The 17,688-nt window shown below is 62.8% G+C and carries 12 protein-coding genes and 2 pseudogenes; all 14 read left to right on the top strand.

The window, feature by feature from the left end:
- Positions 1-24 precede the first annotated feature (24 nt).
- The 14 genes and pseudogenes from dapB (at position 25) to Q0863_RS04410 (ending at position 17,653) form a co-directional block, all read left to right on the top strand.
- Positions 25-735 (top strand): 4-hydroxy-tetrahydrodipicolinate reductase, encoded by a 711-nt coding sequence (gene dapB, locus Q0863_RS04345; protein ID WP_298575425.1) that lies wholly within the window; start codon positions 25-27, stop codon positions 733-735.
- Between the two features lie 277 nt (positions 736-1,012).
- The gene (gene carA, locus Q0863_RS04350; RefSeq protein WP_298575427.1) at positions 1,013-2,149 is read left to right on the top strand and encodes a glutamine-hydrolyzing carbamoyl-phosphate synthase small subunit; all 1,137 of its coding nucleotides are present in this window, start codon (positions 1,013-1,015) and stop codon (positions 2,147-2,149) included.
- The gene (gene carB, locus Q0863_RS04355; RefSeq protein ID WP_298575429.1) at positions 2,149-5,400 is read left to right on the top strand and encodes a carbamoyl-phosphate synthase large subunit; all 3,252 of its coding nucleotides are present in this window, start codon (positions 2,149-2,151) and stop codon (positions 5,398-5,400) included. Before carA ends, carB begins: the two co-directional genes overlap by 1 nt.
- 27 nt (positions 5,401-5,427) lie before the next feature.
- Positions 5,428-5,892 carry a transcription elongation factor GreA gene (greA, locus tag Q0863_RS04360; RefSeq protein WP_298575912.1) on the top strand — a complete coding sequence of 155 codons (465 nt, stop codon included), beginning with the start codon at positions 5,428-5,430 and terminating at the stop codon, positions 5,890-5,892.
- Positions 5,893-5,899: 7 nt separating this feature from the next.
- Positions 5,900-6,832, top strand: a complete 933-nt coding sequence (locus Q0863_RS04365) for a phosphoglycerate mutase (RefSeq protein WP_298575431.1) — start codon at positions 5,900-5,902, stop codon at positions 6,830-6,832.
- Positions 6,832-7,071 (top strand): annotated as a pseudogene (locus tag Q0863_RS04370) (single-stranded-DNA-specific exonuclease RecJ); the annotation flags it as partial. The gene Q0863_RS04365 and the pseudogene Q0863_RS04370, both read left to right, overlap by 1 nt.
- A gap of 176 nt (positions 7,072-7,247) precedes the next feature.
- The gene (locus Q0863_RS04375; RefSeq protein ID WP_298575434.1) at positions 7,248-8,495 is read left to right on the top strand and encodes a site-specific integrase; all 1,248 of its coding nucleotides are present in this window, start codon (positions 7,248-7,250) and stop codon (positions 8,493-8,495) included.
- 172 nt (positions 8,496-8,667) lie between these two features.
- Positions 8,668-10,470 (top strand): hypothetical protein, encoded by a 1,803-nt coding sequence (locus Q0863_RS04380; RefSeq protein ID WP_298575437.1) that lies wholly within the window; start codon positions 8,668-8,670, stop codon positions 10,468-10,470.
- Positions 10,471-10,478: 8 nt separating this feature from the next.
- The gene (locus Q0863_RS04385) at positions 10,479-12,632 is read left to right on the top strand and encodes a hypothetical protein (protein WP_298575441.1); all 2,154 of its coding nucleotides are present in this window, start codon (positions 10,479-10,481) and stop codon (positions 12,630-12,632) included.
- Positions 12,619-13,092, top strand: coding sequence for a hypothetical protein (locus Q0863_RS04390; RefSeq protein WP_298575444.1), 474 nt, complete (start codon positions 12,619-12,621; stop codon positions 13,090-13,092). Before Q0863_RS04385 ends, Q0863_RS04390 begins: the two co-directional genes overlap by 14 nt.
- Positions 13,092-14,858, top strand: coding sequence for a DHHA1 domain-containing protein (locus Q0863_RS04395; RefSeq protein WP_298575446.1), 1,767 nt, complete (start codon positions 13,092-13,094; stop codon positions 14,856-14,858). Before Q0863_RS04390 ends, Q0863_RS04395 begins: the two co-directional genes overlap by 1 nt.
- A gap of 12 nt (positions 14,859-14,870) precedes the next feature.
- Positions 14,871-15,356, top strand: coding sequence for a hypothetical protein (locus Q0863_RS04400; protein ID WP_298575449.1), 486 nt, complete (start codon positions 14,871-14,873; stop codon positions 15,354-15,356).
- 359 nt (positions 15,357-15,715) lie between these two features.
- A pseudogene (gene istA, locus Q0863_RS04405) lies at positions 15,716-16,411 on the top strand (IS21 family transposase); the annotation flags it as partial.
- An 888-nt stretch (positions 16,412-17,299) separates the two neighbouring features.
- Complete coding sequence (locus Q0863_RS04410) at positions 17,300-17,653, top strand: helix-turn-helix transcriptional regulator (RefSeq protein ID WP_298575451.1); 354 nt, start codon at positions 17,300-17,302, stop codon at positions 17,651-17,653.
- The last annotated feature ends 35 nt before the right edge of the window (positions 17,654-17,688 follow it).

Genomic DNA, 17,688 nt, shown 5'->3' on the forward strand with positions numbered 1-17,688 from the left:
CCTGCGCGCGGCTAGCCTGCGTGCATGACCGCCTCGCCGATCCGACTCCTCATCCACGGCGCCTCCGGGCGCATGGGCCAGGCGCTGCTGCGCCTGGCCGGCGACCTGCGCGAGCTGCAGGTGGTGGCCGCGGTCCAGCGCCGCATCGGCCAGCGGGTGGTCGACGGCGTGCCGCATTTCGCCAGCAGCGAACTCGCGGGCGTGCCCGCCTTCGACGCCGCCATCGATTTCAGCCTGCCTGAAGGCTTCGATCCGGTGCTGGCGCTGTGCGTCGCGCGCGGGGCGGCCTTCGTGTCGGGGACGACCGGCATTTCCGACGGCCAGCGCCAGGCGCTGCGCGATGCGTCGGGCACCGTCGCGGTGCTGTGGGCGTCCAACTTCAGCCTGGGCGTGGCGGTCCTCGACGAGCTGGTCGAGCGCGCCGCCGCGGCGCTGCCGGGCTGGGACTGCGACATCGTCGAATCGCACCACAGCCGCAAGCAGGACGCGCCCTCGGGCACCGCGCTATCGCTGGGCGAGGCGGCGGGGCGGGGTGGCGCACAGCCGCGCTACGCGTCGCTGCGCGCCGGCGACATCGTCGGCGAACACCTGGTGCAGTTCGCGGCGGCCGGCGAGCGCATCGAACTGGTTCACCGTGCAACCAATCGCGACATCTTCGCGCGCGGCGCGCTGCACGCGGCGACGCGCCTGGCCGGGCGTGCGCCGGGCCTGTACCGGGTGCGGGACCTGCTGTAGCGCGCGATCACCTGTCGGGCGCCGCGCAGCTCCGGTTTCGCTGCTGCCGGCACGCGGATTCCGCGCCATCCGCGGGACGGCCGTTTTCAGCGGCCCACGGCCGGATCCGCACGCGTTCGCGCGCCGCATTCCGCTCGCGAACCGTTCAGTTCCCGTCGCCTTCCTCTGGCGCGGCAGCCGGCGCACCGGTATCATTCCCGCTCGCCTGATTCCTCACGCCCCGGACCGGTCCGAAGCCGCTCCGGCGGTTTTTTGCAACCTCACGTAGGCGAAGCCAGTGACCCAGACTGCAATCCTCGTCCTCGAAGACGGCACCGTATTCGAGGGCGTTTCCGTGGGCGCGAACGGCCTGTCGGTCGGCGAGGTGGTGTTCAACACCGCCATGACCGGCTACCAGGAAGTGCTCACCGATCCCTCGTACGCGCGCCAGCTGGTGACGCTGACCTATCCGCACATCGGCAATACCGGCTGCACCGACCAGGACGACGAAGCGGCCACGGTCTGGGCCGCCGGGCTGATCGTGCGCGACGTGCCGCGCCGCCCGAGCAGCTGGCGCAGCCAGGTCGCGCTGCCGCAGTGGCTGCAGGAACGCGGCATCGTCGCCATCGCCGGCATCGACACGCGCAAGCTGACCCGCCTGCTGCGCGAACGCGGCGCGCAGAACGGCGCGCTGATGGCCGGCGACATCGACGTCGAGAAGGCGCTGGAGGCCGCGCGCAAGTTCCCCGGCCTCAAGGGCATGGACCTGGCCAAGGTGGTGACGACCGAAGCGCCCTACGCCTGGAACGAGGGAAGCCTCGACCTGGACAGCGGCAGGACCGTGCAGGTGCCGGCGCGCTTGCGCGTGGTCGCCTACGATTTCGGGGTCAAGCGCAACATCCTGCGCATGCTGGCCGAACGCGGCTGCGAGCTGACCGTGGTGCCGGCGCAGACGCCGGCGTCCGAAGTCCTGGCGATGCAGCCCGACGGCGTGTTCCTGTCCAACGGTCCCGGCGATCCGGAGCCGTGCGACTACGCGATCGCGGCGATCCGCGAACTGCTGGCGAAGAAGATGCCCATGTTCGGCATCTGCCTGGGCCACCAGTTGCTGGCGCTGGCCGCGGGCGCGAAGACCATGAAGATGCCCAACGGCCACCACGGCGCCAACCATCCGGTGCAGTCGCTCGACGATGGCCGGGTGATGATCACCTCGCAGAACCACGGCTTCGCGGTCGACGAGTCGAGCCTGCCGGCCAACGTGCGGGTCATCCATCGCTCGCTGTTCGACGGCACCAACCAGGGCATCGAACTGACCGACTCCCCCGCGTTCTCGTTCCAGGGCCATCCGGAAGCCTCGCCCGGCCCGCGGGACGTGTCCCCGCTGTTCGACCGTTTCGTGGCGTCCATGTCGGACACGCACGCAGAGAAGCACTGATGCCAAAGCGCAACGACCTCAAGACCATCCTCATCATCGGCGCCGGCCCGATCGTCATCGGCCAGGCCTGCGAGTTCGACTACTCCGGCGCGCAGGCGTGCAAGGCGCTGCGCGAGGAGGGGTACCGGGTGGTGCTGGTCAACAGCAACCCCGCGACGATCATGACCGACCCGGAGATGGCCGACGCGGTCTACATCGAGCCGATCAACTGGCAGACGGTCGAGAAGATCATCGCCAAGGAAAAACCCGACGCGCTGCTGCCGACCATGGGGGGGCAGACCGCGCTCAACTGCGCGCTGGACCTGGCCGACAACGGCGTGCTCGAGAAGTACGGGGTCGAACTGATCGGCGCAAAGCGCGATGCGATCCGCATGGCCGAGGACCGCGAGCTGTTCCGCGTGGCGATGGGCGAGATCGGCCTGGAGTGCCCGAAGGCCGCGGTCGCGAAGACCTTCGACGAAGCCGTGGAGATCCAGGCCACCGTCGGCTATCCGACCATCATCCGTCCCAGCTTCACCCTCGGCGGCAGCGGCGGCGGCATCGCCTACAACCGCGAGGAGTTCGAGGAGATCGTCAAGCGCGGGCTCGAACTCTCGCCGACCAGCGAGGTGCTGGTCGAGGAATCGGTGCTGGGCTGGAAGGAGTTCGAGATGGAGGTGGTCCGCGACACCGCGGACAACTGCATCATCGTCTGTTCGATCGAGAACCTCGATCCGATGGGCGTGCACACCGGCGATTCGATCACCGTCGCCCCGGCGCAGACGCTGACCGACAAGGAATACCAGCGCCTGCGCGACGCCTCGATCGCGGTGCTGCGCAAGATCGGGGTGGATACCGGCGGCTCCAACGTGCAGTTCGGCATCAACGCGCAGACCGGACGCGTGGTGGTGATCGAGATGAACCCGCGCGTGTCGCGGTCCTCCGCGCTGGCGTCCAAGGCCACCGGCTTCCCGATCGCCAAGGTCGCGGCGAAGCTGGCGGTGGGCTATACCCTCGACGAACTGCGCAACGAGATCACCGGTGGCAAGACCCCGGCCTCGTTCGAGCCGTCGATCGACTACGTGGTCACCAAGATCCCGCGCTTCGCCTTCGAGAAGTTCCCGCAGGCCGATGCGCGCCTGACCACCCAGATGAAGTCGGTGGGCGAGGTGATGGCGATGGGCCGCACCTTCTCCGAATCGATGCAGAAGGCGCTGCGCGGCCTGGAAACCGGCAAGGTCGGCTTCGACCCGACCGGCCTCGACCTGTCCGACGAGACCGACCTGGCCATCCTGCGCCGCGAGGTCAAGGAAGCCGGTCCCGAGCGCCTGTTCTACCTGGCCGATGCGTTCCGCGCCGGGCTGACGGTGGACGAGGTGTTCTCGCTGTCGTTCGTCGATCCCTGGTTCCTCGACCAGATCGAGGACATCGTCGCGGCCGAGAAGGAGGTGGCCGCCGCCGGCATCGACGCCCTCGGCGGCGCGCGCCTGCGCGCGCTCAAGCGCATGGGCTTCTCCGACGCGCGCCTGGCGCAGCTGGTGGGCACCGACGAATCGGCGGTGCGCGCGCTGCGCCGCGCCCACGGCGTGCGCCCGGTGTACAAGCGGGTGGACTCGTGCGCGGCCGAGTTCTCCACGACCACCGCCTACATGTACTCGACCTACGAGGACGAGTGCGAGGCCGATCCGACCGACCGCGAGAAGATCATCGTGCTCGGCGGCGGCCCCAACCGCATCGGCCAGGGCATCGAGTTCGACTACTGCTGCGTGCACGCCGCGCTGGCCCTGCGCGAGGACGGGTACGAGACCATCATGGTCAACTGCAACCCGGAAACCGTGTCCACCGACTACGACACCTCCGACCGCCTGTACTTCGAGCCGCTCACGCTCGAGGACGTGCTGGAGATCGTCGAGCTGGAGAAGCCCAAGGGCGTGATCGTGCAGTACGGCGGCCAGACCCCGCTGAAGCTGGCGCGCGCGCTGGAGGCCAACGGCGTGCCGATCATCGGCACCTCGCCCGAGTCGATCGACCTGGCCGAGGACCGCGAACGCTTCCAGAAGCTGGTCGACCAGCTGGGCCTGAAGCAGCCGCCCAACCGCACCGCCCGCAGCGCCGAGGAGGCGCAGGTGCTGGCGCGCGAGATCGGCTATCCGCTGGTGGTGCGGCCGAGCTACGTGCTCGGCGGCCGCGCGATGGAAGTGGTGCACGCCGATGCCGACCTCGCCCGCTACATGCGCGACGCGGTGAAGGTGTCGAACGACTCGCCGGTCCTGCTCGACCGCTTCCTCGACAACGCCGTGGAAGTGGATATCGACGTGATCGCCGACAAGGACGGCAACGTGCTGATCGGCGGCGTGATGGAGCACATCGAGGAGGCGGGCGTGCATTCGGGCGATTCGTCCTGCTCGCTGCCGCCGTACTCGCTGCCCGCCGACGTGCAGGCCCGCCTGCGCGAGCAGGTGGTGGCCATGGCCAAGGCGCTGAACGTGGTCGGGCTGATGAACACCCAGTTCGCGGTGCAGACCGACGACGACGGCGACCACACCATCTTCCTGCTGGAAGTGAACCCGCGCGCCTCGCGCACGGTGCCGTTCGTGTCGAAGGCCACCGGCCTGCCGCTGGCCAAGATCGCCGCGCGCTGCATGGCCGGCATGACCCTGGCCGAGCAGGGCGCGACCAGGGAGATCGTGCCGGACTACTACTCGGTCAAGGAAGCGATCTTCCCGTTCGCCAAGTTCCAGGGCGTGGATCCGATCCTGGGCCCGGAGATGCGCTCCACCGGCGAGGTGATGGGCGTGGGCCGCAGCTTCGGCGCCGCGTTCGCGCGCGCGCAGGAAGCGGCGGGGATCAAGGCGCCGCCCGCGAGCGGCAAGGCGTTCGTGTCGGTGCGCGATCCGGACAAGAAGCGCGTGCTGCCGGTCGCGCGCGACCTGGTCGAGCGCGGCTACAGCATCGTCGCGACCGCGGGCACCGCCCAGTGGCTGCGCGAGAACGGCATCGAGTGCGAGCAGGTCAACAAGGTGCTCGAGGGCCGTCCGCACATCGTCGACCTGATCAAGAACGGCGAGATCGCCTACATCGTCAACACCACCGAGGGGCGCCAGGCGATCGCGGACTCGTTCTCGATCCGGCGCGAGGCGCTGCAACAGCGCGTGACCTATTCAACCACCGTCGCAGGCGCCAGGGCGTTGCTGCATTCGCTGGATTTCCGTGGCAGCGGCCCAGTGTGGGCGCTGCAGGAACTGCACGACACCCTGCGTCCGGACGCCTGAGGAGCTGATACACACATGCGAGCACCCATGACCATGGCCGGTGCGCAACGACTGCGCGCCGAACTCGATGAACTCAAGTCGGTGAAGCGGCCGGCGGTGATCGCCGCCATCGCCGAGGCGCGGTCCCACGGCGACCTCAAGGAGAACGCCGAGTACCACGCCGCCCGCGAGCAGCAGGGCTTCATCGAAGGACGCATCCAGCAGCTGGAAGGCGAGCTTTCCCATGCCGACGTCATCGACGTGAGCAAGCTCGACGTCGGCGACAGGATCGTGTTCGGCGCGACGGTCACGATCGCCGATGTCGAGACCGACGAGGAAAAGCGCTACCAGATCGTGGGCGACCTGGAAGCGGACATCAAGCTCGGGCTGATCGCGATCTCCTCGCCGGTGGCGCGGGCGATGATCGGCAAGCACGCCGGCGACAGCATCACGATCGAAGCGCCCGCCGGCGCCCGCGAGTACGAGATCGTCGACGTCAGCTACGGCGGCTGAGGCGCCGGTGTCCAGGGCGACCCTGCTGCTGCCCGCGGCGCGCCGGCTCGGCGCGCCATCGGCGGAGGTTGCCGTGGCGCTGGGGCGCGCGGACGTGGCCAGCGGCCTGGACGAAGGCCGGCAGGCGCAGCTGCGCCGCCACGTACGCCTGCTGCCCGACCACTGGCCGGTGGCGGCGCTCACCCGCCAGTTCGACGCGGGGGATGCCGCTGGCGCCATGTGGCTGCGCGCCGATCCCTGCCGCATCCAGCCGGACATCAACGGCGCGCGCCTGCTCGACCATGGCGCGACGCTGGACCTCGATGCCGGGGACGTGGCACAGCTGCTGCCCGCGTTGCGCCCGCTGTTCGGCGATGCCGGCATGCCGATCGATGCGCCGGTGCCGTCGCGCTGGTACCTGCGGCTGGCGCCGTCGACGCGGCTGCCGGCGTTCACCGGACCCGACGAGGCGCTCGGCACGGACCTGTTCGAACACCTGGCCGCGGGCAGCGAAGGGCGCCGCTGGCGCAGCCTGCTCACCGAGGCGCAGGTGGTCCTGCACAACCATCCGTGGAACGCGCGCCGCGCCGCGGCCGGCAAGCGGCCGGTGAACTCGCTGTGGTTCTGGGGCGGCGGCGCGCTGCCCGACCATGTCGCCTCGCCGCATGCGCGCTTCCATGGCGGGGACGAACTGGCCTGTGCGCTCGCCGCGACCGCCGGGATCGACGCACCGCTGCCCGACAGCTACGCGGCGGGGGAAGGCGACACGCTCTTCGACCTCACCACGATGCGCGACCTGCCGACGCTCGACCAGGCCTGGCTGCGGCCGGCGCTGGCTGCGTTGCGCAGCGGCCGGATCGATTCGCTGGTGCTCGATACCGCCGACGGCGCCGTGTTCACGCTCCACCGCCGGCAGCGCTGGCGGTTCTGGCGCCGTCCGCGCGCGGACTTCCAGGCCTGATGTCGCCGCGGATCCGGCGACGGGAGTTCCAGCCGGTCGAAGGCTGGCCCGCGACCATGCCGCCGCTGCTGCGGCGCATCTACGCCGCGCGCGGGATCGGCGACCCGGCGCTGGCGCAGCCCCGGCTCGCGCAACTCCCGCCGCCCGACGACCTGGGCGGGCTGGTGGATGCGGTGCGGCTGCTGGCCGAGGCCATCGCCCGCGACACCCGCATCCTGGTGGTCGGCGACTTCGACTGCGCAATATGAACTATTAAAACCCGCAGTAGATGCCTATTGATGGGGGTTCAATTGACTGAGTTTCAATAATGGTAAAGACCGGAATAGTTGTTCTTGTATCAACTGAAATGATAGTTAAATCAATGATATAACTGTGCTATTCTGTCCATATCAAGCTTTCCGACGAGGCTTGTCTTATGAACAGTGGCATCGCGGTACACATCAGCCGTGATTTCAGCGGATTGAAGGCTGGGCAACCCAGCCTGTTCTGGGAGACGGAACAACGGCTGTTCGAGGAAGCGACGGCGTTTCTTAACGACGAATACTGCCAATCAGGATCCAGATCGTCACCGCGCACATGGAAAAACGTGGCTAGTGCCTTGGCGTTCTGGTTCAACTGGTGCCAAGAAGTCAACGTCGATTGGCGAACCGCATCCCAGGACGACCTGATTGATTTCCGAGATGGCTTATCCACCGCCATCAGTCCTGTGACTGGCAATGAATACAGCAGCGGGACAATCGTTGCTTATATGCAGCCGGTCATTGCGTTCTATGACTACGTCAGGAAGCGCAACGTCTACTTTGGCGACATCTGCGGCGCTGACGTATTGAAGTCCAGATCCGAGTCGGACGATCTGCTTGATGTGGCATCGGACGCCTCGCGCTTGGTGCCATCTCGACGTGCGAAGAAGAACGCGATCCGGCCATTCAAGACCGACGATCTGAGGAGATTTCTTGCTTCGTTAGGGCCCACTGCCACGGACCGGGATGTTGGGGACTTACGGCCATGCCGGGACAGACTCATGGCGGATTGGGGGTGGGCGGTTGGTCTTCGCTTGTCCGAGATCATGACCCTCAACCCCTATCAATTCCTTGTCTTACATCCTGATGCGGAATCCCCCTTTTCCCAGCAATCCATCGAGGTGATTGGCAAGGGCAATGTGGCGCGTAACGTCGCCGTGCCCAACTGGTTGATAGCTGACACGCAGGCCTACATGGAAGGGGAGAGAGCCCGTGTCCTTGAGCTGGGGCGAAAGTCGGGAAGGCAAACGCCCAAAGTTTTGTTTCTGGCGGGGGAGCGTTCGCCAGATCCTGGGTCTTCTTTCACCCCGCGACGTTTCGAGAAGATCGTGGAAAAGGCCTGCATTTCCGCAGGACTGATTCGGCTGAAGCAACGCGTCGATTCTGAATCAGGATTAGCCACACAGGTTTCGGTTGCCAATCACAGTGTGCACGATCTGCGGCACACCTATGCCGTTTACAGCTATTGGATTGAAGTGGGTAATGGGAATTCCGAGCCATGGAAGGTAATCCAGGCGCAACTTGGTCACGAGCGCCTGGAAACAACCATTCGCACCTACCTGAAATTCGTCCAACTTTTCGGTCCTCGTGGTCAACATGACATCCGAACGCTCGCAGGACTGACGAAGGGAAATGGCAAGTAAGCGATCCACTGCGAGTGTTGTTGCCAAGGCCTCGAAGGCTGCAAGGCCTGTGACCGCGCCCCCCGACATTCGGCCGGAATCTAATGCGGCCCTCTCTCAGAATAAGAAGGCCAAGCGCAAAACCGGTGCGGCCGCATCCGTCGCTGCCCAAGCTCGAAAGAAGTCTGGGGAGATGGAAAACGTTGAATCTCTGAATCAGGCCCGCCTGAAGCATACCAAGCTTCATTTCAGCAAGGACCTGCGCGACATTCATGTCGAATTTCCCGGTCCAGGCCGGGAACCGTTTGTCCTAGATATCTCCTTCTTGGGGGAGGCGCCACGCTTGGCCAGGCCACTAGCGGAGGGTTTTCGCATCTATGGCGTTGGCAAGCGACCGAAAACGATCATGGGACGCCGATCCGAACTTCAGGTCGGATTTCTGGCCTTCCTGAGGGAAAAGGAATTCCTCCACATCAGCCTTGAAGAGATTGACCGGTCGCTGTGGAATCAATTCAAGCAGTGGTTGGACACAAAAATTGACTCGAAGAAGGGGGAGGTGATCCATCCGAAGACGAGAACGACGACCTTCGGGGCATTGGTTGCCACGCTGGATGCGTTGAAGTCTGTTCCAAATTTCAGCCGAGTGGCACGAGTTGTCTTTGACGCAAGGCCGAGTGTCACATGGGATAGCGTTGAAACGCGGACCACGCCACGAGAAAGGTTGTCGTTTGAAGCATTGCAGGCGATCGATAATGCTTCCGTTAAGGATATTGAGACGCTCCGCATAAGACTGGAGAAATCTGAGCGGTTGTTGCAGGAAGGGCATGAAAAACTCGCTACAGATAGCTTCGATCTTTTCGATCTTGCTACATGTGCTGCCTACATCGCTCAGAGTTATCCGCAGGGTCTCCCGTCTTTGAGTGTGCTGAAAGATAGCAATCCGGAGTTGTATCGCTACGTCAGCCCAGGCGGCAGTAGGAAAGCTCATGGGATCGTGGCGATCAAGGAAATTCTCTATCCAGATGCCCGCGACCTAGTGCCGATTGTTGTGTTTCTGGCTATCGAGTCCGCTTTGAATCCGTCCACGTTGTTTGAATTGGAGTGGTCAGGTATCGATGCTGGTGAATTGCTCGGTCAGCCGGTGGTTCGACTGGGAGGGCCCAAGTGGCGAGCAGACGAAGACCCGTTGATCCCGATTCCAGCCGCTCGCATTGAACCGGTCCTGGACCTTCTTAAGCGTTTGACGAAGCTGGTACGCCCGACAGTCAGCGATCCGCTGAAGGATAGGTTGTTTCTTTTCAATCGGCTTAACGGTACCAATCCCGCAGGGCGGGGATTTGGTGGGAATGACACGGGACTACACCGTGGAGATTTGTCTTGGCGACGCGGCCTGATTGAGTTCTGCGAGGATCATGGGCTCCCGCCGTTTACCCTCAGCCAGATCAGGGCAACAATCGGCGACGAGATTGCCTTCCGAGAGGGAATCGTGGTGTCCAGCCAGGTCCTTGGGCATCAAGATATTCAGACTACGGACAAACACTATGTCAGCGACGGTACGCGGTGGCGCGAGGCCGAGTATCTCGGGAACGCCATGCTTCTTAGGGATCGCTGGTTTAGGACAGATGGAAAGATAGATCCGCGTCGCCGCCGGCTTACTCCGCGTATGGATCGTGGCGCGGCGACGCCGGGCTTCTATTGCTTTGATCCCTATGATTCGCCCTGGCCGATGCAACGTAAGAGCCGACTGTGCACTGCCTATGGTCGGTGTCCTTCTTGCCCATTGGCAGCAGCTGATATTCACGACGCAGGGGCCGTCGCGTTGTACCTGTCCTTACGCGCGGCAATCTTCGGCGCGCAAGGTCGGATTGCCGGGGAGGCATGGCTCGGGCGGTATAGCCAAGTGCTCGTCGATCTTGACGCGTTGCTGAAGCATGTCCCTCACGACGTCATGGAGTTAGCCCAGCGCTTTCAAGTGAACCTGCCACCAGTGGAGTGACGGCTATGTTGACCGCACAAATCATCCGCACAACTTCGGATGCCCCGTTCCACATGCGCGCTGACGACGATTTCAATGATGTTTTGGTGTCATCGAGGAGTCGATGGCTGGATCCGATCTGGTGGCTGGATAATCCGAGCATCGGCCAGCGACCGTTGGCTGCCAAGGTGACATGGGATATGGAACTGCCAGATGGGCGAAACCTCGTTGATCCGGAACATGCTCAATTGCTTGGATGGCTGCGACGCTTTGTTTGGAGTTTGTTCGTCGATCCCCGGGATAAAGCAAAAGCCTACAAAACTGGGAATGGCTCTCAGCTCACTCAAGGGCTTCGGGTCGTCGTGCCATGGATGGTCGAGCGTGGACAGGTCATGCCGAAAGACATGGACAAGGAATTTGTTGCTGCGTTCATCGATGATCTGCCGTCGATCATTGCTGTGGAGATTGACGACGAAGAGGTAATTAAGGAAGGGGCCGCCTATATGCCCCTAAAAATAATCGACTTGCTCTGGCTGCAGAGGAGTGCACTGGAAGAAGCCGGAATTTCGCCAATGCCGGAACGTCCATGGACGGACGAGAAGGGCGCCAACTCAATTGCCAAGCGGATCATCACCGAGGTGCGGGGATGGATCCGGCCTTTGCCGGACGAAGTGGCCATTCCATTGGTGAACAAGGCTGCGTGGTTTCTGGGAGCGCCTGCCGACGACATCTTGCTTTTGCGTGAGAAGATCGAGGAGGCATATCGCCGCATCGGGACACATCCGAAAGGCACAGGCCAAACGCAGAGCACTCGTCTAAAGCGGATAAACGCCGCTCTGCAGGAACATAAATTCTCTTTTATCGATGGTGAATCCGACGCGTGGCATGACCCCTTAGTCAACTACAAGGCTAAAGGAGGCAGCAAGAATGGTGCGATATTGCGGGTGCGACAACTAGTTTCAGCCGTATGCTCCGCCGCGTGCATCACGATCCAAGCTTCAAGTGGGATGCGGGCAAGTGAGATATGTGCATTGCTTGCGGGAGTCGATCCAAAAACCGGTCTGCCGCATGGGGTCCGAATCGTGGAGACGTCGTCCGGACTCAATGAAGCATTTGTGCTTAGGTCCGAGTTGACAAAGGAAGAAGAGACGCCACGGAATGTGGATTGGCTGCTTGGCATGCGTCCAAAAGGCAGCGACGAAATCCCACTTCCTGTCAGAGCCATGCAGGTCCTCGATAAGTTATTCGTGCATGAGCGCGAGCTTGCCGGAACGGATCGGCTTCTGGTTTCGATCGATGCAGGGAAGTCATTCGCCTGGAAGAAGGCAGGGATAACGCAGTTCAATAGTCTCGCGCTGAATGAACTCGTAAAAAGATTCATTGAGCGATGGGTAGATCTGTCTGACTTGCCGGATGAATCCGCACACCGGATTTCCGAGAATGACCTCGTCCCCTGGCGAGAGTCGAAGGGTCGCATTATCCGGCCGCATCAGTTCCGTAAGACCTATGCGCAGTTCGCGTTGTCGATCGATCCACGTCTGCTGCCGGCCGTCCAGCGCCAGTACCACCACGTGGCCATGGCGATCACTGAAGGCGGCTATTGGGGGCGCAATCGAATCCAGATCGAGCCGATCAACGCGATGGCGTCCCAACTCACGGCCATGCAGATGTACGAAATGGCGACCGGCCGGACAAAGGTCGCCGGGAAGATGGGCTTCCAACTTGATCAAAGAATCGATGAGGTGCGCGAGTTGGTCGAAGGCGCAGGGTTGGAAGTGGGTTGGCGGCGCGTGATGCGCTTCGTTCGGGACAATAGCCTGCATATGTGGTTTTCTCCTCATGGCAACTGCTTCCCGATGAATCCGGAAAGCATGAGCTGCCACAAGGCAGCGGGGACTCGACCCATCGGGCTGTCCATTCCCAACTTCACCACGCGCGAGCCATCGCTCTGTGCGGGGTGTGACTGCTTCATTTTTGACCTGCGCCATGTGGGGTACTGGCAGGATCGGTATATCACCAACACGGTGGCACATAAGCAGGCCGAGGCGCGAGGGCAGGGCGGTATGTTCCGTGTGGCGGCTACACGAGCCGCGGTTGCGAAAAAGTTTCTCGAACGACTTGGCGTAAATACTGGGTCGCTCGACGCTCGCGTGAATCAGGAGCTTACCGATGTCCGGAGCTAAGAAGCGGCCTCCGCGCGCAGTCGTAGAGAAGGATTTCGACGAAGCGATCGACCGGCTCGAAAAGAGCAAGCCCAAGGACCCCGTGTTGAAACGCTTGGCGGCGGAGGGGCGCCTGCAGATCAATTTCTCGACTGTCGCCAAAGAAGCAAAACACTCGCGTACTTTGATCGCCCTCGCCAACTGTCAATATCAAGCACAAAGAGTCCGGGTGATGAAGTTGATGCATCCAGGCGAGGTGGCGGCTCCAAGGACTGCCAGCGAGGTGATCTCTCGCCTTCGGGAAGACAAGGCAGACCTGATGGCAAAACTTCGTGCGGCCTTGGACGGTCAGGCCGCCCACTTCCTGGCCCGCCAGCGGGCCGAGCGTGAAGCGGATCGGTGGCGAAGAGAAGCACAGCGGCGCGAGAAACTATTGAAGGAGCGTGACAAGTTGCATCTGGTCAACAAGGAAAGCGAGTAATGGCGGAAGAGGTTCGAATCAGCGACAGGCCTGTATCTCAAAGCGTTATGCAGGCCGCGATTACTGCTGGCTATACACGCCTCCAGTCACGGATCATTGCAGGCCGTCTGGGTGACGGCGATGCGGGGAAGGTGTCTCTGCTCGTCCGTCCGCAGCTGAGCGCCATCGATGCGCCAGATCGACTTCCCGACATCGGTGTCGCGGCCGACGCCGTCGCGTATGCGGTGATGCAAGGAATACCGCTGATTCTGCTGTCTGACTTCGACTGTGACGGCGCTTCGGGGCATTCGGTCCTGAAGTTCGCGCTGCGCGACTACTTCGGCGTGCCCGAAGACCACATCCACAGCTACATCGGCCACCGGTTGCGAGAGGGTTACGGGGTTTCGGAGAGCGTGACCCAACGCATACTGGAGACGGCGCCTCGTCCTGCAGTCGTAATTACCGCAGACCAAGGCAGTTCGGACCATGCTCGCATCGAGAGGTTGCGGGACCACGGCTTCATGACTGTCGTGACGGATCACCATGGCGTTCCAGTGCAAGGCCCGCCTTCGGCGGCGCTCGCCTGCGTCAATCCCGTTCGAGAGGATTCGACGTTTGCCGATCCCTATATTGCTGGCGTCCATGTGGCGTGGTTGCTCTGTTGCGCAGTTCGTCAGCGACTCATCGATCGGGGCCATCTCCCCGCTGATGCGCCGCGCCTGGGTGGACTGCTCGATCTGGTCGCCCTCGGAACGATGGCTGATTGTGTCGATCTGGCACGCTCGCCGAACAATCGTGCCGTACTGACACGTGGCCTTGCATTGATGAATGCGCCGGATGCGCGTCCTGTGTGGCGTGCGTTGTATCGGGTCTCCCGCTGTTCTGGACCTATCACGGCCGCGACCTTGGGCTTCACCTTCGGGCCAATCATTAATGCTCGCGGCAGGCTCGATTGCGCGCTTGGCGCCGTCGACCTGTTGATGTGCGATGACGAGGAAGAAGCGGAGCGCCTGGCGAGTATCCTGGTAGAGCACAACAACGAGCGCAAACAGGTCCAGTCCCAGATGCTGCGCCGAATCCTTCCAATGGCAGAGCAACAGGCGGTGGATAGATGCACGGCGATCACCGTGTTCGACCCGGAGGGACACCCTGGCGTGCATGGCGTTTGCGCCGCCCGGCTGGTAGAGGCCTATGGACGTCCAGCGGCCTATTTTTCTCCTAAGCAGGGGAGCGACTACATCACCGCCTCGCTACGCACAGTGCCCGGCTTTCATATACGAAACGCGCTTGCACAGATTGCCGAATCACACCCTGACGACCTGATTGCATGGGGCGGCCATGCTGGCGCCGGCGGTGTTACTTTGAAGCGGGAGGGGCTTGAGCGGTTCACGACCGCCTTCAATGCGATTGCCACGCGCGCCTTGACAGCCTGGACCCTCGGACCTCGGGTTCTGACGGATGGGGAGCTCGATCAGATCCCAAGCCTGGAACTGTTCAACGAACTCGCCGTGTTAGAGCCATTCGGTCGGCAGTGGGAGTCGCCAGTCTTCCGAGCCGAAGGTCGAATCCTCACTCTGCGTCCAGTCGGGGACGGAACCCACCTGAAGCTGTTGCTTGGCATCGGCCCAGATAGATTCGACGCAATCTGGTTTGGCGCAGTCCGGGATGGTGTATGTCCGGTCGAAATGGGGCAAGTCGTCCGATTAGCTTTCGAACTGGACGCTAACACCTTCCGAGACGAGACGCGCTTGCAATTGCGCGTCCGACATGCGGTTGCCAGCACATAATGGAGCGTGTCGATGGCCCAGCGATCCATCACTGCTGACTTGCTGGAAGCGCTGGAGCCTTGGTTGGACGCGCAGATGGCGAAGTGGCTCGCGCAACCAGAGGCGACACGTTCTCCCACGCTGCCGGTTACGGTTGAGAACAAGGTCAATGTTCGGGAAATAACGAAAGCATTGGGCTTGGCACAGAGCAAGGAACAGCACTTCTTCAAAAAGTCGGAATTGCGATCAGCGATCAATGCCGCTGCGGAACGGCAGGGGCTGCTCAGCATCGGCAGCCGAGTACAGATGGAAGCCGCCGAACAGGCAGTTGTTGATCGAATGGACCGGATCCAACGGGGCGCGGCGGATCTCAGTCGACAGCTTGCTGAGCGGGAGGCATTGATCGAGCGTCAGAGGGCGGAAATCACAGCCTTGAAGGAGCAACTTCGCTTGCGCAGCGAGACAGGGATGACACTGCGCATTTCTCCGCTTTCAGGTGTGAACGAGGATGACAGCTGAGCAGGGGGGCAATGTCCTGATCTTGTCGATCATCAGGGAGCGCGAGTTCGGGGTGATTGTTTCGGCGCGGATAGAAGGCGATCACCCATCGGCTGGGGAAATGATCCGGATCCGAGCCCTTAACAAGGCGTTGCTGGGGCGTCCTTCACCTGGGGAGACATGGCAGGCTCATGGCGAGATTTCCGATACGCCGTGGGGACGCCAGATGGAGGCGACTAGCGCCAGGCGCGTCATTCCATCTGGCCGGCTCATCTGTGACTTCCTTGCAGCTGTTACCGCCGACGTAAAACTGACCCATCCACGCCGATGTAAAACTGACCCACCCGGGCGAGGATGGCGGCCTTTTGGAGGCCGCCTGGATGTTGACCCAGGAGGAAGCAGTGGAAGTCAGAGTGATGGCCCGTCAGGGCAAGGGGATCCGGGAGATCGCCCGGGAGTTGGGTGTATCGCGCAACACGGTGCGGCGGTACTTGCGTGGCGCCGAGGCGCAGTACACGTCGCGGCCCAAGCGGCCGACCAAGCTCTCGCCGTATGAGGACTACGTTCAAGCGCGCCTGGCCGCGGCACAGCCAGACGTGATCCCGGCAACGGTGCTGTTACGCGAGCTGGCCGAGCAGGGCTATACCGGCGGCATCAGCCAGCTCAAGGCGTTCATGGCGCCACTGCGGCGTGCACCGGCCGACCCCGTGGTGCGCTTTGAGACAGCGCCCGGCGAGCAGATGCAGGCGGACTTCACCATGGTGCGGCGCGGTCGCGACCGGTTGGTCGCGTTCGTCGCCACGCTTGGGTACAGCCGCACGACCTACGTGCGCTTTGGTGATGACGAGAGCTTTCCGGCCTGGGAGGCCGGGCTGGTTGGGGCGTTCGACTACTTTGGCGGCGTGCCGCAGCACGTGCTGTTCGACAACGCCAAGCCGGTGCTGCTGGACCGCGACGCGTACGGTCCCGGCCAGCATCGCTGGAACCCGCAGATGCTGGACCTGGCCGAGCAGTGCACCTTCACGCCGCGCGTTTGCCGACCCTACCGGGCTCGCACCAAGGGCAAGGTGGAGCGGCACTGGCTTAGGGGGTGCCGGCCATCTTCGCACCAGAGAAATCATGCCCAAGAATGGTTTCAGCGCTGGGCCAACCAGTCCAGTAGGCAGCACCTAGCCGGGTTAGCCGATGCACGAACCCCCGTCCCAGTGCGCTTTCTGGCTGTGTGTTGAAGGGAGGAAACGAGCATCCGCTCCAGGCGCCACTCGCGACGGTTGCGGCTCTACGGCGAATTTCTTGGTAGATCGTGTCGCGTAGACCGCTGGCATCTGGCCCATGTTGTAACGCCATGGAGGCACCGCGGCGCACCGCCGCCCATGCGCAATATCGCCACTGAGCTAAGGTCAGGACCACCGAGCTTTCCCGGTATGCAAAGGCAATGTCCTGAGCCCAATCTGCGCAGAATTTGTGCTTGACTAGCTGCTGCTCGAAGAACCGCTCGGATTCAGCTGAGCCCAGTTCCATCCAGAGGCGTAGACGCACGGCAGTCGTGAAATCGTCTCGATCGAGTGACTCGAAGTAGTCGTCCAGGGCATCGATCAATCGCGCTGGCTCATAGACCGTCCACACTAGGCGCCACTGTAGGCCTTCGATCGGGGTTGCTTTGGCTTCTGGGTTGACCTCCCAACGCGTCTCGGGCCAAGGCACTTCGATGATGCTTCGCTCTTGCAGGTATGCCATGACCGCTAGCGTCATCCGCCTAGTCTGGGCTACAGGCATGCGATGTTCTTGGCCCATCAATAGCGCCCAGAGGTAGAGGCACCCTTGCACCCCGAGTTCGTCAACAGAGGATGGGGTGGGCTGCACCATGGAGGTCGGGCTGGACGGTTGTTAGACATCTAAGAATACCTTAGTATCCAAGCGCCGGTCACTTCCGCCATCCTTAAAGCTTCCTTGGGGGGCGGCTGGTGGCGAAAACAACGGCAAAATACCCGGTATTTGCTCTCAGACTGGCCCAGGCGCGGGAGCGCTCCGGCTTGTCTCAGACGCAGCTCGGCGTGCTAGCCGGTCTGGACCCTAGCGTGGCCTCTCCCAGAATCAACCAGTACGAACGTGGCAAGCACGAGCCGCAGCTCAAAACGGCCAAGCGCCTGGCCGATGTGCTCGGTATTCCCCCGGCATTCCTGTATACCGACGACGATCTGCTGGCCGAGTTGCTCTTGCAATGGAACGACCTGACTCTTCGTCAGAAGAAGGACGTGCTCAAGCAGGTCGCGGCCACGAAGACACTGCGCGGCAAGTCCTCGCCAAAGGCGGAATAGCTCGCGTCCTACGCATCGCCGTCGCGCGCGATGAG

Origin of the sequence: uncultured Luteimonas sp., from assembly GCF_947492465.1 — a bacterium.
In the GTDB taxonomy this organism is placed as follows: domain Bacteria; phylum Pseudomonadota; class Gammaproteobacteria; order Xanthomonadales; family Xanthomonadaceae; genus Luteimonas.